Origin of the sequence: Kitasatospora sp. NPDC057223, from assembly GCF_042669755.1 — a bacterium.
Taxonomy (GTDB): domain Bacteria; phylum Actinomycetota; class Actinomycetes; order Streptomycetales; family Streptomycetaceae; genus Kitasatospora.
In genome coordinates, this window is the sequence record NZ_JBHUWW010000038.1 from 20,346 (window position 1) to 42,245 (window position 21,900).

The 21,900-nt window shown below is 74.7% G+C and carries 20 protein-coding genes; 8 read left to right on the plus strand and 12 right to left on the minus strand.

Going from position 1 to position 21,900, the window contains the following annotated elements:
- Nucleotides 1-301 precede the first annotated feature (301 nt).
- A complete protein-coding gene (locus tag ACFUK0_RS16185; RefSeq protein ID WP_380250484.1) occupies nucleotides 302-1,558 on the plus strand; it encodes a restriction endonuclease in 1,257 nt (418 codons plus the stop codon).
- A gap of 465 nt (nucleotides 1,559-2,023) precedes the next feature.
- On the opposite strand, the gene ACFUK0_RS16190 is transcribed toward ACFUK0_RS16185, so the two are convergent.
- On the minus strand, nucleotides 2,024-2,902 hold the full coding sequence (locus ACFUK0_RS16190; RefSeq protein WP_380250486.1) for a LysR family transcriptional regulator: 879 nt from the start codon (nucleotides 2,900-2,902) through the stop codon (nucleotides 2,024-2,026).
- A 205-nt stretch (nucleotides 2,903-3,107) separates the two neighbouring features.
- On the opposite strand from ACFUK0_RS16190, the gene ACFUK0_RS16195 reads away from it, so the two are divergent.
- The gene (locus ACFUK0_RS16195; protein ID WP_380250488.1) at nucleotides 3,108-4,421 is read left to right on the plus strand and encodes an MFS transporter; all 1,314 of its coding nucleotides are present in this window, start codon (nucleotides 3,108-3,110) and stop codon (nucleotides 4,419-4,421) included.
- A 33-nt stretch (nucleotides 4,422-4,454) separates the two neighbouring features.
- Here ACFUK0_RS16195 and ACFUK0_RS16200 read toward each other — a convergent pair whose 3' ends face one another.
- Both ACFUK0_RS16200 and ACFUK0_RS16205 read right to left on the minus strand, forming a co-directional pair.
- Entirely contained in the window at nucleotides 4,455-4,946 is a 492-nt protein-coding gene (locus tag ACFUK0_RS16200) for a GNAT family N-acetyltransferase (RefSeq protein ID WP_380250490.1), read from the minus strand.
- A 50-nt stretch (nucleotides 4,947-4,996) separates the two neighbouring features.
- Nucleotides 4,997-5,908, minus strand: coding sequence for a LysR family transcriptional regulator (locus tag ACFUK0_RS16205; RefSeq protein ID WP_380250492.1), 912 nt, complete (start codon nucleotides 5,906-5,908; stop codon nucleotides 4,997-4,999).
- Between the two features lie 109 nt (nucleotides 5,909-6,017).
- Here ACFUK0_RS16205 and ACFUK0_RS16210 point away from each other — a divergent pair, with 109 nt between their 5' ends.
- Together ACFUK0_RS16210 and ACFUK0_RS16215 are read left to right on the plus strand one after the other, a co-directional pair.
- Nucleotides 6,018-6,383: a YybH family protein gene (locus tag ACFUK0_RS16210; protein WP_380250494.1), complete on the plus strand. Its 366-nt coding sequence runs from the start codon at nucleotides 6,018-6,020 to the stop codon at nucleotides 6,381-6,383.
- A 271-nt stretch (nucleotides 6,384-6,654) separates the two neighbouring features.
- On the plus strand, nucleotides 6,655-8,376 hold the full coding sequence (locus ACFUK0_RS16215) for a serine/threonine-protein kinase (RefSeq protein WP_380250496.1): 1,722 nt from the start codon (nucleotides 6,655-6,657) through the stop codon (nucleotides 8,374-8,376).
- Between the two features lie 28 nt (nucleotides 8,377-8,404).
- Here the strand turns inward: ACFUK0_RS16215 and ACFUK0_RS16220 are convergent, their stop codons facing one another.
- Nucleotides 8,405-9,202, minus strand: coding sequence for a DUF6597 domain-containing transcriptional factor (locus ACFUK0_RS16220; protein ID WP_380250498.1), 798 nt, complete (start codon nucleotides 9,200-9,202; stop codon nucleotides 8,405-8,407).
- A gap of 64 nt (nucleotides 9,203-9,266) precedes the next feature.
- Between ACFUK0_RS16220 and ACFUK0_RS16225 the strand changes: the two genes are divergently transcribed.
- Entirely contained in the window at nucleotides 9,267-9,971 is a 705-nt protein-coding gene (locus ACFUK0_RS16225; RefSeq protein ID WP_380250500.1) for a TIGR03086 family metal-binding protein, read from the plus strand.
- On the opposite strand, the gene ACFUK0_RS16230 is transcribed toward ACFUK0_RS16225, so the two are convergent.
- The 3 genes from ACFUK0_RS16230 to ACFUK0_RS16240 form a co-directional block, all read right to left on the minus strand.
- Nucleotides 9,968-10,621 carry a DJ-1/PfpI family protein gene (locus tag ACFUK0_RS16230; protein WP_380250502.1) on the minus strand — a complete coding sequence of 218 codons (654 nt, stop codon included), beginning with the start codon at nucleotides 10,619-10,621 and terminating at the stop codon, nucleotides 9,968-9,970. The two genes, ACFUK0_RS16225 and ACFUK0_RS16230, sit on opposite strands and share 4 nt — an antisense overlap.
- Before the next feature lie 29 nt (nucleotides 10,622-10,650).
- Nucleotides 10,651-11,607: a GlxA family transcriptional regulator gene (locus ACFUK0_RS16235; protein ID WP_380250504.1), complete on the minus strand. Its 957-nt coding sequence runs from the start codon at nucleotides 11,605-11,607 to the stop codon at nucleotides 10,651-10,653.
- Between the two features lie 139 nt (nucleotides 11,608-11,746).
- Nucleotides 11,747-14,521, minus strand: coding sequence for an AAA family ATPase (locus tag ACFUK0_RS16240; RefSeq protein ID WP_380250506.1), 2,775 nt, complete (start codon nucleotides 14,519-14,521; stop codon nucleotides 11,747-11,749).
- A 134-nt stretch (nucleotides 14,522-14,655) separates the two neighbouring features.
- On the opposite strand from ACFUK0_RS16240, the gene ACFUK0_RS16245 reads away from it, so the two are divergent.
- The 3 genes from ACFUK0_RS16245 (at nucleotide 14,656) to ACFUK0_RS16255 (ending at nucleotide 18,494) form a co-directional block, all read left to right on the plus strand.
- A complete protein-coding gene (locus ACFUK0_RS16245) occupies nucleotides 14,656-15,018 on the plus strand; it encodes a nuclear transport factor 2 family protein (RefSeq protein WP_380250508.1) in 363 nt (120 codons plus the stop codon).
- A 106-nt stretch (nucleotides 15,019-15,124) separates the two neighbouring features.
- Nucleotides 15,125-16,561 (plus strand): MFS transporter, encoded by a 1,437-nt coding sequence (locus tag ACFUK0_RS16250; RefSeq protein WP_380250510.1) that lies wholly within the window; start codon nucleotides 15,125-15,127, stop codon nucleotides 16,559-16,561.
- 106 nt (nucleotides 16,562-16,667) lie between these two features.
- Nucleotides 16,668-18,494, plus strand: coding sequence for a S9 family peptidase (locus ACFUK0_RS16255; RefSeq protein ID WP_380250512.1), 1,827 nt, complete (start codon nucleotides 16,668-16,670; stop codon nucleotides 18,492-18,494).
- Here the strand turns inward: ACFUK0_RS16255 and ACFUK0_RS16260 are convergent.
- The 5 genes from ACFUK0_RS16260 to ACFUK0_RS16280 all read right to left on the minus strand — a co-directional run bounded on the left by ACFUK0_RS16260 (nucleotide 18,427) and on the right by ACFUK0_RS16280 (nucleotide 21,798).
- Nucleotides 18,427-18,918 carry a pentapeptide repeat-containing protein gene (locus ACFUK0_RS16260; RefSeq protein WP_380250514.1) on the minus strand — a complete coding sequence of 164 codons (492 nt, stop codon included), beginning with the start codon at nucleotides 18,916-18,918 and terminating at the stop codon, nucleotides 18,427-18,429. The genes ACFUK0_RS16255 and ACFUK0_RS16260 overlap by 68 nt on opposite strands.
- Nucleotides 18,918-19,079: a hypothetical protein gene (locus ACFUK0_RS16265; protein ID WP_380250516.1), complete on the minus strand. Its 162-nt coding sequence runs from the start codon at nucleotides 19,077-19,079 to the stop codon at nucleotides 18,918-18,920. Before ACFUK0_RS16265 ends, ACFUK0_RS16260 begins: the two co-directional genes overlap by 1 nt.
- 53 nt (nucleotides 19,080-19,132) lie before the next feature.
- On the minus strand, nucleotides 19,133-19,921 hold the full coding sequence (locus tag ACFUK0_RS16270; protein WP_380250518.1) for an SURF1 family protein: 789 nt from the start codon (nucleotides 19,919-19,921) through the stop codon (nucleotides 19,133-19,135).
- A gap of 69 nt (nucleotides 19,922-19,990) precedes the next feature.
- Complete coding sequence (locus ACFUK0_RS16275; protein ID WP_380250520.1) at nucleotides 19,991-21,190, minus strand: hypothetical protein; 1,200 nt, start codon at nucleotides 21,188-21,190, stop codon at nucleotides 19,991-19,993.
- Nucleotides 21,187-21,798 (minus strand): SigE family RNA polymerase sigma factor, encoded by a 612-nt coding sequence (locus ACFUK0_RS16280; protein ID WP_380250547.1) that lies wholly within the window; start codon nucleotides 21,796-21,798, stop codon nucleotides 21,187-21,189. The genes ACFUK0_RS16275 and ACFUK0_RS16280 overlap by 4 nt, the downstream gene beginning before the upstream one ends.
- Between the last annotated feature and the right edge of the window lie 102 nt (nucleotides 21,799-21,900).

Genomic DNA, 21,900 nt, shown 5'->3' on the forward strand with positions numbered 1-21,900 from the left:
TCTAACTGCGCTACAACGGACCTGTACTCCAGCGGACGACCACGTTCAATGGGAGACTGTATTCGCAGGTCAGTGACGGTCTGACCTCTGATCAGCTAGGCACCCGGGTTGCTTCGGGAGCAAGCGGCGTGGAGCTCAGACCCTTGGTTGATGCATGGTCAATCTTGCGCAGCCGGGTGTTTCAGCGGTAAGTCCGAAGTGTCTTGCCAGCGTGCCAAGATCGTGGGTGGAACGATCTGACCGTTGAGGGGGGCTTGTGGGGCGTTCGTTGCGTGTAGGGAGGGTGCTGCGGTACCCGGCTGTGAAGGATGCGCTGCCAACGAAGGTTGGAGGGTTCGACAACTTCTACTTCGTCACCAGCAGTCCTGGTCTTGCCCGTGCCCAGCTTGAGAAGGGCATCAACCCCATGCGGAAGGTCAAGGCGGAGGGAGCGTTGCGGCGGCCAGCCATCATGGTGCGGTCGAGCCCTTGGAAGGCCGGATCGGAGCAGACGCCGTGGCATGACGTGTTCGACATCGACAACGGGCACGTTCGCTACTTCGGTGATCACAAGCCGGAGACCACAAAGCCGGTCGGTACCACCACTGGCAACGCTGCCTTGCTGGAGGCGTTCAACAGTCACCAGGCCCCTACAGCCGACGGCCGGGCAGCTGCGGCGCCGTTGTTGCTGTTCCGGTCGGTAACGAGGAACGGTGTGGACAAGGGGCACGTCCAGTTCTGTGGGGTGGCGCTGATCGAGCGAGCGGAGCGGGTGGTGCAGTGGGGCGGGAAGGCACGGTCAACGTTCACCAACTATGTCTTCGACCTCGTGGTGATCGACCTCACTGCGGAGGAGGACGAGGTGAATTGGGACTGGATCACTGCGCGGCGCGATCCCGAGCAGACGGACTCAGATGTGCTCACCCTGGCGCCCAAGGCTTGGCAGGAGTGGGTGAAGCACGGCCACTCCGTATTGCCACGGGTGCGCCGGCGGGTGGCGCGCTCGCAGGTAGTCAAAGTGCGCGACCAGAAACTGGCATCTGACAACCCTGCGGCTGCGGACCTCCAAGCGGTCTACAAGCGCTTCGACAACGACAAGCACGCGTTCGAGGTCCTGGCCGCGGTCGTTGCCGCGAAGGTGATGCGTGGGTCCGGGCACAACTACACCGAAGGCTGGCTCACTCGCCGGTCAGGAGACGGTGGAGCGGACTTCGTCGGGCGCCTGGACCTCGGGAGTGGTCTCGCTGGCACAAAGCTGGTCGTCCTGGGGCAGGCCAAGTGCATCAAGCCGGAAAACCTGGTGTCGGCCGAGCAGATCGCCAGGGTGGTTGCCAGACTCAGGCGGGGGTGGATCGGTATCTACGTGACCACAGGGTCCTACTCGGAACCGGCGCAGTTGGAGATGGTTGAGGATCAGTACCCGGTCGTCCTGATCAATGGTCAGAACCTGATCAAGGAACTCCGCGAGATCGCAGCCAAGGACCACGGCGGCGACTTGATGGGCTGTGTCGAAGACTTGCTGAGCAGCCGTTCGCTCGACGTGCTCAGCCGCCGGCCAGAGGAAGTTCTCCTGGACTGACCAGTCACAGCGGTGTTCCCCGACGCGCGTGCGCCGTGCCCCTCGCGCTGCCAGAACATGATCCGGGCCAAGGGAGGCGACCAGAGTGCCAGAGCGAGCTGGGATGCAGGTCAGTGAAGGTGTAGCCCAGTGACAGCTAGAGGACTGTAAAGCCGCTGACACTCGTTCCACGAGACAACCTCTGGGAGAAGTTCGGGAGAAGATCTTGCTTTCCGGGCCGCACTGGGCCTAATGAGACCAACGCTGACCGCCTCTCTGACCTGTGACGATGCGGCTCTCCGCAGGCCAGCCGAGCACCCGTACCTCGTTCGGGACGAAGAGGCCGTGGGTTCAAATCCCGCCACCCCGACCCAGCAGTACAGAGGCCCTACCGGAGAGATCCGGTAGGGCCTCTGGCGTTTCCTGACCGCCGTTCGGGAATGGATGCCCGGAGCCCTGACGGGCTGTCGGGGGGCCGGGCCCGGGTCAGGCGCTCGCGGCGTAGAGGATGTCGCGTACGCCGGGGAGGGCCTCGCGGTCCGGGCGCCAGACCAGGCGCAGGGTCAGCGGGGGGATGTCGAGGGGCAGGCGTACCAGGGTGCCGGCGGCGAGTTCGTCGGTGACGGCGAACTCCGGGAGCAGGGCGATACCGAGGCCCTGCTGGGCCCATGCCTTCATCACGGCCATGCCGCCTGCCCGGACGCGTTCGAGGTCTGCTCCGAGGAGTCGTTCTCCGGCGAGCCAGAAGGAGCACGCCGGGACGTTGACCAGGAGTCGGTGGCCTCGCAGGCGGTGGTGGGTGAGGTGCGGCTCGGTGCTCAGCGGGTGGGACGGCGCCGCGACGAGGGCGAGGCGGACGGGCTCCAGGTCGACGAAGGCCAGGAGGGTGGACGGCAGGTCGAAGCCGAGTTCCCCGAGCGGGCCGTCGGTGTCCAGGATGAGGGCGGCGTCGAGTTCCGCCCCGGCGACGGCGTTGAGGAGCTGGTCGCGGGCGCCGTCGGCGCGGACTTCGACCCTGAGGTCGGCGCGGCGTTCGGCGAGCCGGGCGAGCACGGCCGGCACGTGGGTGGCGGCGATCGTCTCCAGGGCGCCGAGCCTCAGGACCGGCGGCGCCGCGACGACCTCCTGCCGGGCCTGTTCCGCCTGGTCCAGCAGACGGCGGGCCCAGCCGAGCATCCGTTCACCGGCCGGGGTCGGGCGCATCCCTCGCGGGCCGCGCTCGAACAGTGCCACCCCCAGGGACTTCTCCAGCGTACGGATCTGCTCCGACACCGAGGACGGCGCGAGGCCGAGGGCGCTCGCGGCCTCGGTGACCGTCCGGTTGGCGACGACCGCCTCGAACGTCCGCAACTGCCGCAGTTCCATACCCGGCTCCCTCCCGACTGCCGCAACCCGGGGCAGCGTTCGGATATTCCGAACGCCGCGTACGGCTCAGCCGGTGGAGCCGTACTCGGCGTGATCGCAGAGTGGGCGCAGTCGTCCCCGTCCCTCCGGCGTAAGGCCCTTGATGACCTCCGCAGTCCCCCGCGCCACCGTTTCCCCTCCCCCCGCGAGGAGCCGCCGGACGTCGTTGCCGCTGCTGGGAATCTCGCTCGGCTACTTCATGGTGCTGCTCGACGCGACGGTGCTGGCGGTGGCCGAGCCCGACCTGGCCCGCTCGCTGGGCAGTTCGGCGGCGGGTCTGCAGTGGGCCGTCACCGGATACACCGCGGCCTTCGGCGGACTGCTGCTGTCCGCGGGGGCGGTGGCCGACCGGTTCGGCGCCCACCGGGTCTTCCGGGCCGGCATCGCCGTCTTCGGGCTCGGCTCGCTGCTCAGTGCCTTCGCACCCGGGCTCGGGGTGCTCGTCGTCCTGCGGGCCGTGCTCGGCGTCGCGGCGGCGGCCTGCGTGCCGGCCTCGATGGCGGTGATCATCCGGCTCTTTCCGGAGCCGGCCGCCCGGGCCCGGGCGGTGGCCGTCTGGGCGGCGACGAGCGGAGCCGCCATGGCGGCCGGCCCGATCGTCGGCGGCCTGCTGGTCGAACTGTCCGGCTGGCGGGCGGTCTTCCTGGTCAACGTCCCGCTCGCCCTCGTCGTCCTGGCGCTGACGGCCGGCCGGGCCGTGCACTGCCCGCGCGGGGACCGGGCCATCGACTGGCCGTCACAACTGGCCGTGTGCGCGGCCCTGGGCCTGGCGACCGACGCCGTCATCGCCTTCGGCTCCGGCTCCGGCACGCACGGCGCCTGGGCCGCGGTGGCCGCGCTGGCGGCCGGGGCGGTCTTCCTCCGGCTGGAGCGGCGCAGCCGGAACCCGGTGCTGACCCCGGCGGTGCTGAAGGCTCCGGCGATGCGTCCGGCGCTCCTGGCGGGTGCGGCGGTCAACTTCACGATGAGCGGCATCCTCTTCCTGCTGCCGCTGCTGTTCCAGCAGACCCGGCACCTGACGCCGGTCGAGACGGGCCTGGCCTTCCTGCCGATGACGTTGCCGACCGCCTTCAACCCGCTGCTCACCGGACGGATCGTGGCCAGGACGGGGCCGTGGAAGCCGGTCCTGGCCGGGCTCGGCCTGCTCGCCGTCGGCGCCCTGGTGTCCGGCACGGCCGTCCTGACCGGGGCGCCGTACCCCGTCCTGGCCGTCGGCCTGGCGTGCGCCGGCTTCGGTGTCTCGTCCGCCCTGCCCGCGCTGACCGCCGCCGTCGTCGCGGGAGCGCCCGCAGGTGCGGGCGGCATGGCGGGCGGGCTGCTGAACGCCGTCCGGCAGGGTGGTTCGACCGTCGGTGTCGGCGTCCTGGGCGCCTTCCTGACCGCCGGCGGGACGGCCACCGGCCACGGCACCGCGTACGCCCTGCTGCTCTGCACGGGGGTCTGCGTCGCGGCGGCCGTCCCGGTCTCCCGCTACCGGTGACCCCCGGCGCCCGCCGGTGTCCGATGCGCCGCGCTACGGCTCCGGGTGCAGGTTCCGTACGAAGCGGAGGCCGGGCCGGCCCGTCAGCCGGATCTCGCCGTCGGGCAGGAACCCCGTCCGGGCCAGGACGGCCCGCGAGCCGGCGTTGTCGACCGTCGTGACGGCCCGCAGCACGCTCAGGCCGTACTCGCCGGCCGCCAGGGCGCAGGCCTCGCGGACGGCGGCCGTGGCCAGCCCCCGGCCGGCGGCGTGCCCGGCGATCCGGTACCCGATCTCGGCCGAGCCGCCCGCGACGTCGATCAGGTTGACGCGCCCCAGCAGTTCGCCGCTGTCGGCCACCAGGAGGTGGAAGTGGCAGCGGCCTGCGGCCTGTTCGGCCAGCAGGTCGCGGTGGCGGGCGTCGAAGTGCGCGAAGTAGTGGTCGCCGCGGTCGGGGACGGACGCGGCGAAGTAGTCCCGGTTCTCCTGCTCGAAGGCGAGCAGGGCCCGGGCGTCATCGGGGTGGAGGCGTCGGAGCTGCGGCATCGCCCCATGCTACGGACGGGCCCGCAGCACCACGTCATGCAGACCCTGCGTCAGCCGGCCGGCGGGCCGTCGGCTGCCGGGAGCGGTCCGGTGGCGAAGGCCTTCCGGCCGCAGGCGAGCAGTCCGCGCAGGGCGGGGCCGGGGGCGGGCCGCCAGACCAGGGCGAGCAGGGCCGGGGCGTCCACGTCGTCGAGGGGGACCGCGGTCAGCCGGTCGCGGTAGTGGTCGGCCATCGAGCGGCTGAGGAGGGCGACGCCCAGACCGCGGGCGGCCAGGTCGGCGATCGCGTCCGCCGCACTGGCCTCCAGCGCGATCCGCGGCCGGATGCCCCGCCCGGCGCAGGCTTGGTCGAACACCGCGCGCAGGCCGGTGCCGGGCGGCATGCAGACGACCGGGTGGGCGGCCAGCTCGCCGAGGGTGACCGCCTGCCGTCCGGCCAGCGGGTGTCCGGGCGGCACGGCGACCACCAGCGGTTCGCTGATGACGGTGTGGGCCTCCAGCCCGGCCGGGGTGGCGGCGGCTCCGATCAGGGCCAGGTCGACGGTGCCGGCGCGGACGCCCTCGACGAGCCGGTCGGAGCCGTCCTCCAGGAGGGCGAGTTCCACGCCGGGGTGGGCCCGGTGGAATGCCGCGAGGGCCTCGAACAGCGGGGTGACGGTGCATCCGATCACCATCCCGACCGTGAGGCGGCCCCGGATCAGGCCGGTGACCTCACCGACCGCCTGGCCGACGGCACCGGCGGCGGCGAGCGCGGCCCGGGCGTGTTCGAGCGCGGCCTTGCCCGCGACGGTGAGGGTGGCGGTGCGCGCGGACCGGTCGAACAGCTCGGCGCCGAGCTCGCGCTCCAGCTGTCGGATCTGGGCGCTGACCCCGGACTGGCTGATGTGGACGCGTTCGGCGGCCCGGGTGAAGTTCTGCTCCTCGGCGACCGCGACGAAGTACTCCAGCTGCCTCAGTTCCATGACTGTGGATTCTAGCTGCGAGCAGAACCATCTGTTGGATTTCTGACTGCGGGACGGCCAGGCTGGACGCAGAGACCCGAACCCCGGGACGTCAGCCAGGAGGAACCCCGTGCCCGAGTACGAGAAGGCCATGCAGCCCGAGGACATCACCCGCCTCTTCGTCGAGCGCTCCAACGCCGGCGACGCCGCCGCGGTCGCCGCCCTCTACGAGGAGGACGCGGTGATGGCCTACCCGCCCGGCAGCCGGACGGTGGGCCGCGCGGCGATCCAGGCCCTGTGGGAGAAGGTGCTGGCCAACGGCCCCGTCTTCGAGGCCGAGCAGCCGCTGCCGACGCTGGTCAGCGGGGACATCGCGCTCACCTCGACGCCGCCGAAGGACGGCTCCGGGGCCCGCGCGCAGGTCGTCCGGCGCCAGCCCGACGGCAGCTGGCTGCGGCTGCTGGACCAGCCCGAGTTCGTCGCCCCCACCCGCTGACCCGACCACCGCACCCGACGGAGAGGCCGTACCGGGCCGCGCAAGCGGCTCCCCCCGACCACGCTCCGCCGGGGCACGCGGTCGCCGGGCGGGCCGCACCGAAACCCGGTGGCACGGCGGTGGGAGGCGGGCCGGCCAGTGCTGCGGATCCACCCCGGGCGTCCTCGGCTCCCAGTAGCATCGCGCTTGGCGACCCGGGGAGGATGACCTCATCAACACCTATGACAGCAACGGCTATCTGGAACCGCTCCGGCCGGAGGACCCGCGCGAGGTGTCCGGCTACCGGCTGCTCGCCCGGATCGGTGAGGGCGGGATGGGCAGCGTCTACCTCTCCCGCACGCGGGGCGGGCAACCCGTCGCGCTGAAGGTGATCCGGCGGGAGTACGCCCAGGACGCCGAGTTCCGGCGGCGGTTCGAGCACGAGGCGCAGGCGGCGGGCCAGGTCCGGGGGTATCACGTCGTCCCGGTGGTGGACCACGACACCGCCGGCCAACAGCCTTGGCTCGCCACCGCGTTCGTCCCCGGCCTGCCCCTCGACGAGGCGCTCCGCGCCGGCGGGCCGCTGCCGCTGTCCGCCGCCCTGCAGCTCACCGGCTGCGCGGCCGAGGCCCTGCGGGCGGTGCACGCGGCCGGGGTGATCCACCGGGACATGAAGCCGAGCAACATCCTGCTCGGCCACGAGGGCCCCTGGGTGATCGACTTCGGCATCGCCCGCGCCGCCGACGCGACCCAGCTCACCCGCAGCGGCGGCCTGATCGGGACGCCGCAGTACATGTCGCCCGAGCACGCCGACGGCCGGCCGCTGACGCCCGCCACCGACGTGTTCTCGCTCGGCCTGGTCGCGGCGGTCGCCGCCACCGGCCTTCACCCGTACGGCAACGCGGGCGCCATCACCCTCGCCACGAAGATCGCCAACACCGAGGCCCGACCGCCGGACCTCAGCGGGTATCCCGAGCCCCTGCGGCAGATCCTCGAACGCTGCCTGACCGCCGACCCCGCCGACCGGGCCACTCCCGAGGAGCTGGCCGCACTCTGCGAGCAGGCGGCCGGAAGGCGGCTGCGGGACTTCTCCGGCTGGCTGCCCGAACCGCTCGCCGCCGAGATCGCCCGGCGTGGGGAACGCGCAGCCCTGGTGCCCGAGCCGGCCGAACCCGACAGCGCGGCCACCTACGCCCCGCCGGCCCCGACCCGGCCCCCGGCGCAGCCGCCGCTCTCCACCTCGTACCCGCCGCCCGCATCGCCGCCGTCCGGACCGTTGCCGTACGCACCGGTTCCGTCCGCACCGGTTCCGTCCGGACCGGTTCCGTCCGGACCGGTTCCGTCCGGACCGCCGTCGGCTGCCGCCCGGCCCGCCCGGCGGCAGACGCCGCTGCTGGTGGGCGCGGTGCTGACGGCAGCCGTCCTGGTGGCCGGCGCCGTCTGGGTGTCCGGTCAGGACGATCCGAAGGGGAACCGCAGCGCCGGAGGCCCGACCACGACCGCACCCGGCGCGGCCCCCGCCCCGCAGCAGTCCTCCCCCGCCGAAGCCGCGTCGGCATCCGCCACGCCCGCGAAGGTGACGCCCAAGGCCACCGGCAGGTACGAGCTGATCTTCGACCGGAAGCCCTTCTCGATCCGCGGGCCGGGCGATGCGCAGTTCAGCCGGATCGACCTCGACGCCCCGCAGGTCGTCTCCATCTCGGCCCCGTTCGGGGACGACGAGATGGAGATGGTCTACCAGGATGCCCACAGCGAGCACTCCAAGCTGAGCTTCAGGACCACCACCGGTACCAGTGCGGGTACTTCGGCCGACGAGTGCCGGTCGGACGCGGGCGCCAACGCCGTGCGCCGGGAGATGCAGGCGAAGGAGCTGGGCGCCACCCTGACGCCGGGCACGATCCTGTGCACCGTGACCAGCAAGGGGAACCTCGCGATGCTCCGGATCACCGCGGTCGAACCCAGCGGCACCGCCTACGACTTCACGACCGAACTGACGCTCTGGTCCATCCCGTGAGTGACGGCTCCCCGGGCGCGGGCCGGTCTCAGTACCGGGCGTAGCGGGCCGGCGGGGAGCCGACCGTGGCGGTGAAGTCCCGTACCAGGTGGGCCTGGTCGGCGTAGCCGAGGTCGGCGGCGAGGGCCGGCCAGTCGATGCCGGCGCCCTGTTCGGCGCGGGTGGCCGCCTCGTGCAGGCGGGCACGGCGCAGCACCCACTTGGGGCTCGCGCCGACGTACTCGGCGAACAGCCGTTGCAGGGTGCGCACCGAGAGGCCGGCCTCGGCCGCCACCTGGTCGACCCGCAGCAGGCCGGGCGTGCCGGTGATCAGGGCGGTGATCTCCTCGGCCTGCAGTGCGGCCGGTCCCGGCTCCGGGCCCGGCAGTACGGTGCGCAGGAACCGCTCGGCCCGCGCGGTCATCACGGCCGGGTCGGCCGTGGCCAGGACGGCGCGCTGCGTCGCGGCGACGCCCGGGCCGAGCAGGTCGGCGGCGGGCCGGACCTGGCCGGCGAGATCCGCCACGGCGTGGCCGAGCAGCGGACGGAAGGCACCGGCGCGGAACTTCACCCCGAGCACGTGGCCGGCCCCCTCCAGCCGGCGGTCGAAGACGCCGAGCTGCACCCCGTAGACGGCGGCGTGCGGTGCCTCGAAGACCAGGTGGACGTTCGGGTGGGACAGCACGCGCTGCTGGTGCGCCGCCCGGCCGCGCAGGTCCCACCGCACGATCCAGTGGAACTCGACGAACGGCGCGAGGTCGGCCGCCGGTTCGCGGCGCAGCAGCTCGAAGTGTCCGGCGGCGGCCGTCGGCCGGAGCACGCCCCGCCCGATCCCGGGATCGGTCATCGCTCCAGCGTAGCTGTCGCGTTTGTTCAATACCGCGGACCGGCCGGCTGCCTACGGTCGTGGCATGAACGGACACCCGAACACCGAGACGTCCACGGCCGGGCCGCTGCTCGACTCGCCGCACAACTCGCTGCACAGCGCATTGCACAGCGCACTGCACAGCTCACTGCACCGCTCGTTGGCGGAGGGCGCCGCCGAGGCGGCCCGGGTCGCCCGCGGGATCACCCCCGGGCAGCTCACCGGCGCCACGCCCTGCCGAGATTTCGACACCCGCACGCTGGTCAACCACTGGGTGCTGTACACCTCCCACGGCCTGGAGCACCGGGCCCGCCGCGAGCAGCTCCCGGCGGACCTGGAGCACCGCGACTTCACCGCCGTGCCCGGCTGGGCCGACGCGTACGCCGCGCAGCTCGACCGGGCGGTGGCCGCCTGGGCCGAACCGGCGGTGTGGGAGGGCGTGATCGACAGCGGCGGCGGCCCGACGCCCGCCCCCGAACTCGCCGCGCTGCTGCTCGCCGAGCTGGTCGTGCACGGCTGGGACGTCGCGCGGGCCACCGGGCAGGAGTTCCGGTGCTCCGAGGAGACCGCCGGGCAGGTGCTCGGGGTGGTCGCGGCGAACGCGGAGCTGTACCGGAAGTACCAGGGCTTCGGCGAGCCCGTGGCGGTGCCCGCGGACTCCCCGGCCCTGGTCCGTGCCCTCGCCCTGTCGGGCCGCGACCCGCGCTGGAGCGCCGGGGCGCGGGGCCAGAACCTGCCTGACCGGCTCTAGCCGGCGGCGACGGCGGGGCCGACGTCCAGGCTGCTCGCCCGCAGGGACGCGACCAGGGAGGCGGGCGCGGTGGCCGTTGACCCGGCGTCGTACGGCGGCCGGGGCTGGTACTCGACGACGAGCTGGACGGCCTGGGCGGTCCGGTCGCCCGCGATCCGGCCGGTCAGCTCCAGGGCGAGGTCGATGCCGGCCGAGACACCGGCCGCGGTGGCGTACTTGCCGTCGACCACGACCCGCTCCTCGCCGGTGGCGGCGGCCCCGAGCGCGGCCAGCTGCTCCAGGGCGATCCAGTGCGTGGTGGCCCGGCGGCCCCCGAGCAGCCCGGCGGCAGCCAGCAGCAGGGAGCCGGAGCAGACCGAAGCCGTCCAGGTGGTGGCGGCGTCGACGTCGCGGATCCAGTCGAGGACGGCCCCGTCCGCCAGCACACCGGCGGTGCCCGGCCCGCCGGGGACGAGCAGGACGTCGGGCGCCGTCACCTCGTCGAGCGCGGCATCCGCGGTGAGGGCCAGACTGCCGAGGTCGGAGCGGACGGGCCCGCGGCGGGCGGCGGTAAAGACCACCTCGGCGCCCGGGATCCGGCCGAGGATCTCGTACGGGCCGACGGCGTCGAGGGCGGTGAACCGGTCGTAGAGCAGCACGGCGATCCGCACGGTGTCTCCCAGGGTGATGGCAGGGGTGGTCAGTCGGTACGAAAGTGGCGGCGGTAGTCCACCGGCGGCACGCCGAGCGTGCGGACGAACGCGCGGCGCATCGACTCGGCGGTGCCGTAGCCGCAGGCGCGGGCGATCTCCTCGATGCCGCCCGCGCTGTCCTCCAGGCGCCGCCGGGCGGCCTCCAGCCGGACGCCGTCCACGTACCGGCCCGGGCTGACCCCGACCTCGGCCCTGAAGGCGCGGGCGAACTGGCGCGGCGACAGGGCCGCGCGGGCGGCCAGCGCGTCCACCGAGAGGTCGGCGTCCGGGTGCCCGGCGATCCAGACCTGGACGTCGCGCAGCGGCTGCCGCTCGGCGAGCTGGGCGGCCAGCTGGGTGCTGAACTGGGCCTGGCCGCCGGGCCGGCGCAGGAACATCACCAGGTGCCGGGCGACCAGCAGCGCGGCGTCCCGCCCGTGGTCCTCCTCCACCAGGGCGAGCGCCAGGTCGATGCCGGCCGTCACTCCGGCGGAGCTGGCGACGTGCCCGTCCCGGACGTAGACCGGCTCCGGATCGACCTCGGTGTCGGGGTAGCGCCGGGCCAGTGCGTCGCAGTACGCCCAGTGCGTGGTGGCGCGCCGCCCGGCCAGCAGGCCGGCCTCGGCGAGCAGGAAGGCACCGGTGCACACCGACACCACGCGCTGCGCACCGGCGGCCAGTTCGGCGATCCGGCGGACGAGGGCCGGGTCGGGATCGGCGGTACCCGCGCCGCCGGGCACCACGAGGGTGTGCGGCGGCCCGGCGAGAGCGAGGTCCTCGTCCGGCAGCAGGCGCAGGCCGCTGCCGGTCCGGACGCCCGCGCCGGCGAGGCTCGCGGTCCGCACCCGGTAGGCGTCCGGGCGTCCGGCGGCGGCGCCGCCTCCGGCGAACACCTCCAGCGGGCCGGTCACATCGAGGCTCTGCACGCCCTCGAAGAGGACGATCAGCACACTGCGGGTCGTCATGCCGTCAGCCTGGCAGCGGCGCCGGGCGGCAGCAACGACGTGCTTCCCACCTTTTCTGCCATGCCCGCCGGGTGGGGGGCATGGGCGACCATGTACGCGCCGCACGGGCCGCACGCGCGAGACGCGGCCGTCCGACGGCTCACAGCAACGCGGCGAGCTCCCCGCGGGAGGCGACACCGAGCTTCGGATACGCCTTGTACAGGTGGTGGCCGACCGTGCGGGGGCTGAGGAAGAGCTGCGCGGCGATGTCGCGGTTGGAGTGGCCGTGGGCGGCGAGGCGGACGATCTGCAGCTCCTGCGGGGTGAGGCCGGCGAGCGGGCCGGCCCCGGGCGCGGCCGGGGCGGCCGTACCGGTGGCGGTGAGTTCGGTGCGGGCGCGCTCGGCCCACGGGTGGGCGCCCAGCCGTTCGAAGGTCTCCAGGGCGGCGCGCAGGTGGGGGCGGGCGTCGGTCCGGCGGCGTTCGCGGCGCAGCCACTCGCCGTAGAGCAGGGCGGTGCGGGCCTGTTCGAAGGGGCGGCCGGCGTCCTGGTGCAGTGCGAGGGCCGACAGGTAGCCGGATTCGGCGAGTTCGTCCGGGCCGAGCAGCGCCTGGCAGCGCAGGCGCAGGGCCTGGGCCCAGGGCCGGCCGGTGGCGGCGGCCCAGCGGGCGAAGCGCTCGTACGGTTCGGCGGCGCGCTCCGGGGTGCCCAGCCGGACGGCGGCCTCGACCAGGTCGGGTACCGCGCGGGTGGCGGAGACGTGGTGGCGGTGCGGGCCGGTGGTGAGGTGCTGGAGGCGGTCGGCGGCGTCGGCGGCCCGGCCCTGGCCGAGGTCGAGCAGGGCCAGCGCCCACTGCGCCCACGGTTCACCGGCGGCCGGGGCGCTGCCGGAGGCGGCGCCCGCGCCGCCGAGCGCGGCCGCGGCGAGGGCGGTGCAGGTGCCGGTGCTGCCGGTCAGGGCGGCCAGGTAGGCGAGCAGGGCGTCGAGTTGGCCTGCCCACTGGGGCTGTCCGGTGTCCTCGGCGAGGGCGCGGGCCTCGGCCGCGGTGATCTCGGCGTCCCGGTGGCGGCCGTGGAAGAGTTCGGCCTCGGCGAGGAAGAACTGCAGGGTGGGCAGGATGCCGACCGCGCCCCTGGCCCGGGCCTCGGCGACGAGTTCGACCGCGAGTTCGTACGTCTCGTCGTCGCGTCCGAGGATCAGGGTCGCACCGCAGACCTGGACGAGGTCGCTCGGGCCCGCCCCGGCCAGCCGGGCCTCGGCGGCGGTCTCCCGGGCGGTGGGCAGCGGCGGCGCCGGGCGGCCCAGCAGCGGCAGGACGCCGGCCAGCAGGTGGCGGGCGAGCGGCGCGGTGGGGTCGTCCGGCGGCAGCCGCAGCGCGGCCAGCCGGTCGAGGACGGCTCCGACGGGCTGCTCGCCGACGTACCAGGCGGCGTGGAAGGCCTGGAAGAGCATCCGGGCGGCGTGCGGCGCCTCGATGTCGGTGGCGGCGGCGGCCAGCAGCAGGCGGTGGGCGGCGGGGTAGTCGCCGCGCCAGAAGTGCGCGACGGCGTGGATGTGGGCGATGAGGGCGTGCGCGAAGGGGTTGTCGGTCCGGGCGCCGGCCCGGTCGGCGAGCTCCTCGGCCTGCTCCAACCGCCCCTCCTCGGTGGCGGCTTCGGCAGCGAGGACGAGCCGGCGGGTGGCGCCGTCGCGGTCGGGGGTGAGCCGGGCGGCCCGCTCGTACGCGGCGGACGCGCCGCCGTGGCCGCCCCTGGCCTCGGCCCGTTCGGCGGTGCGCTCCAGGGCGTCGGCGAGGGCGGCGTCGGGGCCGGTAGCGGCGAGGGCGAGGTGCCAGGTGCGGCGGTCGCCGTCCTCCAGTGCCTCGCCGAGCGCCCGGTGCACGGCCAACCGCTGTTGCAGTGGAGCCCGTTGGAGGATCGCGGCGCGCAGCAGCGGATGCCGGAAGGCCGGTGCCCGGTCGGCCGCCAGGTGGATCAGGCCGAGCTTCTCGGCCGGGGCGAGCTGTTCCGGCCCGGCGCCGAGGGCGGCGCCCGCCCGCAGGACGGCTCCGAGGTCGCCGGCCTCCTCGGCCGCGGCGACGAGCAGCAGCGTCTGGGTGGCCGCCGGAAGGCCGGACACCTGTCTGTGGAAGGCGAGTTGGAGTCGGCTGGTGAGCGGCAGTCCGCCCGGTGCGGCGGCGCCAGGCGCCTCGGCCGCCAGGGCGGCGGGGAGTTCGGCCAGCGCGAGCGGGTTGCCCCGCGCCTCGGCGAGGACGCGGCGGCGCAGGGCGGCCGGGACGGCGGCGGGGCCGGCCTGGAGCAGCTCACCCGCGGCCTCCTCGGAGAGCGCGGTGAGCCGCAGTTCGGGCAGGCCGACGGACGGGAGCGCGCCTTCGTCGTCGCGGGCGGCGAGCAGCAGGACGATGCCCTCGGCCTGGAGCCGGCGCGCGGCGAGCACCAAGGCGTCGGCGGAGGCGCGGTCGAGCCACTGTGCGTCGTCCACCAGGCACAACAGGGGCTTCTCGGAGGCGAGTTCGGCAAGGAGTCCGAGGGTGGCGAGCCCGGTGAGCAGCCTGCCGCCGGCCGGAGCCGGGTGACCGTCCGGAGCCGGGCGGCCGTCCGGACGGTGGGGGCTGTCCGGGCCGTGGGGGTCGTCGGCCAGCCCGAACGCGCCCTCCAGTGAACGGCGTTGCGGCACCGGGAGGGCGGGCAGCCGGTCGAGCCCGGGGGTGAGCAGCAGGTGCAGTCCGGCGAAGGACAGTTCCGCCTCGTACTCGACCCCGGTGGCCCGGATCACCCGGAAGTGCGGTCCGGCGGCCGCCTCCGCGTACGCCAGCAGCGCGGACTTGCCGATGCCGGGCTCGCCCCGCAGGACCAGCACGCCGCTGCGGCCGGCCCTCGCCCCGTCCAGCAGTCGCCCGATCGCGGCCTGCTCGTGTTCCCTCCCGTACAGCATGACCCGACCCTACCCACCTCAACGCCGGTAGGACCGACGGTGATTACCGATGCGTGACTGATTCGCCCGACGGCCGTCCTCCGTACCTTTTCGACCAGCGGGAACGCCCCGCAGACAGGACGAGGGAGAACACCGTGAGCAACCTCCAGCAGCTGGCCGAGCGCTACATCGCCACCTGGAACGAGAGCGACCCGGCCGCCCGGCAGAAGCTCGTCGCCGAGCTGTGGAGCGACGGCGGCCGCTACACCGACCCGCTGCTGGACGTCACCGGCCACCAGGACATCTCGGCGGCGATCGGCGCCGCCCGGGCCCAGTTCCCGGGCCTGGTGTTCACCCTCGGCCCGGTGGACGCGCACCACAACCTGGCCCGGTTCACCTGGGACCTCGGACCGGCCGGCGGCGAGGCCCTGATCGTCGGCTTCGACGTCCTGGTCGCGGGCCCGGACGGGCTGGTCGAGTCGGTGCTCGGCTTCCTGGACCACGTCCCGAGCAGCTGAGCCCGAGCAGCCGGACCGGGGCCGCCGGACCGGCCCCGCACTCCGACCCCGATCCCGCCGGGGCGCGCGCCCCGCGCCCCGGCCCGGCCCTCCCGAGGAGACCGAGATGAGCCGTACCACCCTGCACAGCGCCGCCCGACGCAGCACCACCCGGCCCGCACCCCACGGATCGACCGGGTTGCCCGACCACCCGGCCCGGGGGCTGCTCCCGGTCGTGCTGACCGCGACGTTCATGACCGCCCTGGACTTCTTCATCGTCAACGTCGCCGTCCCGTCCGTCCAGGTCGACCTGCGGGCCGGGCCCGCCGCCGTCCAGTGGGTGATCGCCGGGTTCGGGCTGGCACTCGCCGCCGCGCTGGTCACCGCCGGGCGGCTCGGCGACCGGTACGGGCGGCGCCGGGTGTTCGCGCTCGGGCTGGCCCTGTTCACGCTCGCCTCGGCGGGCTGCGGGCTGGCCCCGACGGCCGACGCACTGGTCGGCGCCCGGGTGGTGCAGGGGCTGGCGGCGGCGCTGATGGGGCCGCAGGTGCTGGCGATCCTGCGCACGGCGTACAGCGGCGCTGCGCAGGCCAGGGCGTTCGCGATGTACGGGCTGACAATGGGCGTGGGCGCGGTGTTCGGGCAGCTGATCGGCGGTCTGCTGATCCGGGCCGACGTCCTCGGGCTGGACTGGCGGAGCTGCTTCCTGATCAACCTGCCGGTCGGCCTGGCCGCGCTCGGCCTGGTCCGGCGCTGCCTGCCGGAGTCCCGCGCTCCACAGCGCCCCGGGCTCGACCCGGTGGGCGCCCTGCTGGTCACGCTCGCGCTGACGGGCCTGGTGCTGCCGCTGATCCAGGGCCGCGACCAGGGCTGGCCGCTGTGGACGTGGCTCTGCCTGGGCGGTTCCGCCGCACTGCTGGCCGTCTTCGGGGTGCACCAGCACCGGCACAGCTCCTCCCCGCTGGTGGACACCCGGCTGCTGCGGGAGCGAGCGTTCGGCGCCGGGATCCTCGCCCAACTGGCGTTCTGGCTCGGCCAGGCCTCGTTCTTCCTGGTCCTCGCCCTCTACCTGCAGCAGGGCCGCGGCCTGGACGCGCTCGGATCGGGCCTGGTCTTCACCACGATCGGCGCGGGCTACCTGCTCACCTCCACCGTCGCGCACCGGCTGGCCGCCCGGCTCGGCCGCCAGGTGGTGGCGACCGGCGCGCTGCTGATGGCGGCGGGCCTGGGGCTGCTCGCGCTCGCGGCGCAGCAGGCGGGCGGCACGGGCAGCGTCTGGTGGCTGGTGCCCGGCCTGTTCGTCGACGGCCTCGGGATGGGCATGGTGATCGCCCCGGTGACGACGACGGTGCTGGCCCGGGTCAGCCCGCAGCTGGTCGGCTCGGCGGCAGGGGTGCTGGCGACCGTCCAGCAGGTGGGCGGGGCGCTCGGGATCGCCCTGATCGGCATCGTCTTCTACGGCGCCGACGGTCTCTCGCAGGGCTTCGTCCAGAGCGTCGCCGTGCTGGCGGTGCTGGAACTGGCCCTGGCCGCCCTGGTCCAGCTCCTCCCCCGCCGGATCTGACCGTTCGGCCCGGTGACCGGCACCGACGTCACAGGTCCGAGGGCCCGGCAGCCGCTGCCGGGCCCTCGGGGTCACGGCCGCCGCCGTCATCGGGTTGGATGGGCGGATGAGCGACGAGAAGAGCACGGTACCGGCGTGGGAGCAGCGGTTCAGGGCGGCGCGGGTCTCCCTGCCGGACTGGGCCGAGGACGCCCCCGAACGGGCCCTGTACGTGTCGAACTCCACCGGCACGTACGAGGTGTACGCCTGGGACCGCGGCACCGGCGCGCACCGCCGGGTGACCGACCGCCCGAACGGCACCACCGACGCCGAACTCTCCCCCGACGGCGCCTGGGTCTGGTGGTTCGACGACAGCGACGGCGACGAGTTCGGCGTCTGGCGCCGCCAGCCCTTCACCGGCGGACCGGACGAGGAGGCCGTGCCCGGCCTGGCCGCCTCCTACTCGGCGGGCCTGGCGCTCGGCCGCGACGGCACCGTCGTGGTCGGCCGCTCCACCGACGAGGACGGGACGACCCTGCACCTGCGCCGCCCCGGCGCGGCCGGGCCGGTGGAGATCTACCGGCACGAGGAGTACGGGGGCGTCGGTGACCTCAGCTACGACAGCACGCTGCTGGCGGTCGACCACACCGAGCACGGCGACGCGATGCACTCGGCGATCAGGATCGTCCGGCTCGCCGACAACACGACGGTCGCCGAACTCGACGAGGTGACCGGCCGCGCGGAGCCGCGCGGTGTGGCCTGCCTCGGCTTCGCCCCGGTCGACGGCGACACCCGGCTGCTGGTCGCGCACCAGCGCCGCGGCCGCTGGGAGCCGATGCTCTGGGACGTGGCGACCGGCACCGAGACCGAACTGGCGCTGCGCGACGAGAACGGACGCGAACTGCCCGGCGACGTCTCCGCGCAGTGGCGGCCGGGGGCGCGGGCCCTGCTGGTCGAGCACGAGTACGAGGCGCGCAGCGAGCTCTTCACCTTCGATCTGGAGACGGGCGGGCTGACCCGGCTGGAGACCCCGCGCGGCACGGTCGGCGGCGCCACCGCCCGCCCGGACGGCACGGTGGAGTTCCTCTGGTCCTCCGCCGCCGAGCCGTCCGCCGTCCGCTCGACCTCGGGCTCGGTGGTGCTGCGGGCCCCCGGCGAGGTGCCGCCCCGGTCGGTCCCGGTGGAGGACGTCTGGGTGGACGGGCCCGGCGGGCGGGTGCACGCGCTGGTGCAGCGGCCGGCCGGCGAGGGCCCGTACCCGACGGTCTTCGAGGTCCACGGCGGCCCGACCCACCACGACAGCGACTCGTTCGCGGCCGGCCCCGCCGCCTGGCTCGACCACGGCTTCGCCGTCGTCCGGGTCAACTACCGCGGCTCGACCGGCTACGGGCAGGCCTGGACGGACGCGCTGCGCGAGCGGGTCGGGCTGATCGAACTGGAGGACATCGGCGCCGTCCGCGAGTGGGCGGTGGCGAGCGGCCTGGCCGACCCGGCGCGGCTGGTGCTCTCGGGCGGCTCCTGGGGCGGCTACCTGACCCTGCTCGGGCTCGGCGTGCAGCCGGAGCACTGGGCGCTCGGCCTGGCGGCCGTGCCGGTCGCCGACTACCTCACCGCCTACGAGGACGAGATGGAGGCGCTCAAGTCGCTGGACCGGACGCTGTTCGGCGGCACTCCGCAGGAGGTCCCGGAGCGCTGGACGGCGTCCTCGCCGCTGACCTACGTCGAGCAGGTCAGGGCACCGGTCTACATCAGCGCCGGCGTGAACGACCCGCGCTGCCCGATCCGCCAGATCGAGAACTACGTCCAGCGGCTGGAACAGCTCGGCCGGCCGCACGAGGTCTACCGCTACGATGCCGGGCACGGTTCGCTCGTCGTGGAGGAACGGATCAAGCAGCTGCGCCTGGAGATCGACTTCGCGCGGCGACACCTGGTACCTGGGGGACCCCTTGTCTAGACGTACCGTGCCGGCGGCTGCCGTGCTCGTGGCGGCCGTGCTCGCGCTCGCCGGCTGCTCGGACGCGAGCGAGGCCGAGGCACAGGCGTGCGCCGGCTACCCGTCGTCGCCCGCCGGCTCCGGCCCCTCGGCGAGCCCCACCGCCGGCAGGGCCGCGACGCCCGCTGCGGGCGCCACCAAGGCGGCGGCGGACGGCCGGGCCGGGGCGGCGGCCGTCCCGGCGCTGTTCACCACCCGGACGGCGGCGCAGACGGGCGTGACGCAGGCGGGCGTGGTGCAGACGGGCGTGGTGCAGGCGGGCGTGACGCAGGCGGGCGTGGTGCAGGCAGGGGTGGTGCAGGCAGGGGTGCTCGCCAAGGGTTCGAAGAGCAGCGGGTCCAAGGGCTCGAAGAGCGGGCGAAAGGTCCGCCACCACACCGACCACTACGACTCCGACGACACGGCCGGCAGCAGCAGCCGGTCGAGCAGCGACTGCGTGGGCACGTACCCGTCGGTCTCCCCGTCGCCGTCGCCTTCGGTATCGCCGTCGGTATCGCCTTCGGCGTCCAAGCCGGTGCCGCCGGTGGTCCCGACGCCGACCGTCAAGCCGTCCAGGTAGCCGGACGGCGGGTCACCCCGGGACCGTCACCCCAGGAGTCTCACTCCAGGACCGGGTCCAGCCCCAGGGCCCGGTCCTGCTCCGCCTCCGCCTCGCGGCGCACCAGGCGGAACCACATGAAGACCACGAAACCGCCGAAGACGAACCATTCCAGGGTGTAGCCGAGGTTCTGGAACGCCCGCAGGCTGAGCCCGTCACCGCCCTGCGGCTGCACCGTCGGCACCGCCGTGAGGCCGGCCGGCACGCTGTCGGCGGCCACCCAGCCGTCGTACCAGCCGTCGGCCGGGAGCGCGTTGACGAGAGCGGCCCGGCTGATCGTGCCGAGCTGGCCGGCCGGCAGCCCGCCGGCGACCGCGCCGTTGCTGCCGCTGCTCTCGCCGGCCTGCAGCCGCCCGGTGACGGTCACCTCGCCGGCCGGTGCCTCGGGGGCCCGGCCCTCGGGAGCGCCGGGCGCCCAGCCGCGGACGACGGCGACCGTGCGGCCGTCCGCGGTACGCAGCGGGGTGAGCACGTAGTAACCCGCCCGGCCGTCCAGCACGCGGTCGGGGACGAGCAGTTGGTGGGCCGGATCGAAGCTGCCGACGACCGTGACGGTGCGGCCGACGGTGGTGGTGCTGACCTCGGGCGCGGCGTCCGTCAGCACGCCCGCGAGCGGAGCGGCATGCGCATCCGCGGCGGCGGCCACGGCGACGCCGGTGTCGTGGTGCGCGGAGACCCGGTCCTCGAACCGGCCGAGCTGCCAGGAGCCCAGCCACAGGCAGACCGCGACGGCCACGAGGGCGAGGGCGGTACTGCTCAGCCAGCGCGGAGTCAGGAGGAACCGGTACACACCCCCCACGGTAACCAGTGCCCCCGGCCGGCCGGACCGTCGGGGTGCGCCCTGGCCCGGCGGGGCCGGTCAGCCCGCTGCGGGCACGCCCTGGGGGCGGTCGGGCGCTGCCTGCGGGGCCATCCGGTAGACCGTGCCCCCGCACGCGCCGTCGACGACGGCCTTGACGGTGGTCGAGCCGGTGGGCTGCGGCGTGTAGACGAGCGTGATGCTCGGCGCCGGGTCGCTCGGGGTCGGGGAGGGGAGTGCGGTGGAGGTCGGCGCGCCGGTCGGGGTGGCCGTGGGGGACGGCGAGCCGCCGCCCGCGCCCGGCTCCGCCTCGGCGCTCGGCCCGGGGGCGGCGGTCGCCGCCTCCCCCGCGTCGGTCCCCGCGGCCAGTGCCGCCGCCGCGGGCGACGGCGAGGCCGTCACCGGCACCTGCGGGGAGGGCGAGGCCGTGGCCGCGCTGCCCGGGCGGCGGCAGGCGGCGCCCGGCACCCAGCCGAACAGCACCCGGTACGACCCGTGCGGTGCCAGCACGAGCGGCCCGGCCGCCGCGACACCGCCGGGGTCGGGCAGCGCCGTCGCGGCGTCGCCCGCCAGGTGGTCGACGACCCGTACCAGTGCCGGATCGCCGCCGTTGGCCCCGCTCACCGCGACCGCCCCCGGCCCGGCCGGCGTGCAGCTGTGCCCGGACGTGTTGACCAGCGTGAAGGAGCCGTAGACGGCTCCCGCCGCGTCCGGGACGCCGACCTGGGAGGTGCCCTGGCCGAGGTCCGTCCGCGCGCATTCCGGGACGGCCGCCACCGCGCTGCCGGATCCCGGAGGTGCCGCGGCGGAGGGCGGGACGCCGGCGGCCGCGCTCGGAGCGGCACTCTGCGCCGCCGTCGCACTGCTGCTCGGGGCCGCGCCCGGGCCGCTCCAGGTGTACGGGAGCGGCAGGTGTCCGGCGGGGCTGCCGTCCCCACCGGTGTGGGAGTGGCCGTCGTCGGCGCCGCCGCCGTCGGCCGTGCTGGCGGCCGCCGGGCCGGTGAGGCCGAGCTGTTCGGGGATGCGCAGGGCGGGCAGTGCGACGGCGGCGCCGACCAGCACGGCGGCGGCGCCCGTCCAGGCCCCCCGGCGGACGGCCCGGCGCCGGGGCACCCCGCTGCGGATCCGCGCCAGCGCGGCGCCGTCCGGCTGGACGTCGGCGACCGAGCGGCGCAGCAGTTCCCGCAGGGCCTGTTCGTCCGCCGAGAGCCCCGGCGGGCCGGCGGCCGGCCGGGCACCCGGCCGAGGGTCCTCGGTCATTGCCCGGCCTCCATCTGCACCCGCAACGCGGCGATCCCCCGCGAGCCGTACGCCTTGACCGAGCCGAGCGAGATGCCCAGGGTGTCGGCGACCTGCGCCTCCGTCATGTCCACGTAGTAGCGCAGCACCAGCACCTCCCGCTGACGGCGTTGCAGACCCCGCAGCGCGGCCTTCAGTTGGTCGCGCTCCAGCGCATCGTAGGCGCCTTCTTCTGCACTGGCCATGTCAGGCATCGGCTTCGGCAGCAGCCGCAGGCCGAGGATGCGCCGGCGCAGGGTGGAGCGGGAGAGGTTGACCACCGTCTGCCGCAGGTAGGCGAGGGTCTTCTCCGGCTCGCGGACGCGCCGCCGGGCCGAGTGCACCCGGATGAAGGCCTCCTGCACGACGTCCTCGCAGGTGGAGATGTCGTCGAGCAGCAGGGCCGCCAGCCGCAGCAGTGAGCGGTAGTGGGCCTGATAGGTCTCGGTGAGCAGGTCTTCGCTGGTACCCGCCGTGCCGGCAGCGACCGCCGTCATCGTCCTGTCTACCGGCCTATCCACCGGCCGCGGGGCGCGCGGCGACAGTGCCGCGACAGAGATCGCCCCGACACCGGCTCCTACCCCGACCATGTTCGCCACGCCCGTTGGACACTCGATCCCCTGTCATGGTTGCCCAGCTCGCGGCACATTCTTCCGCATAGGCAGAATCCCCCTCCAGGGGTGGGAGGGGGA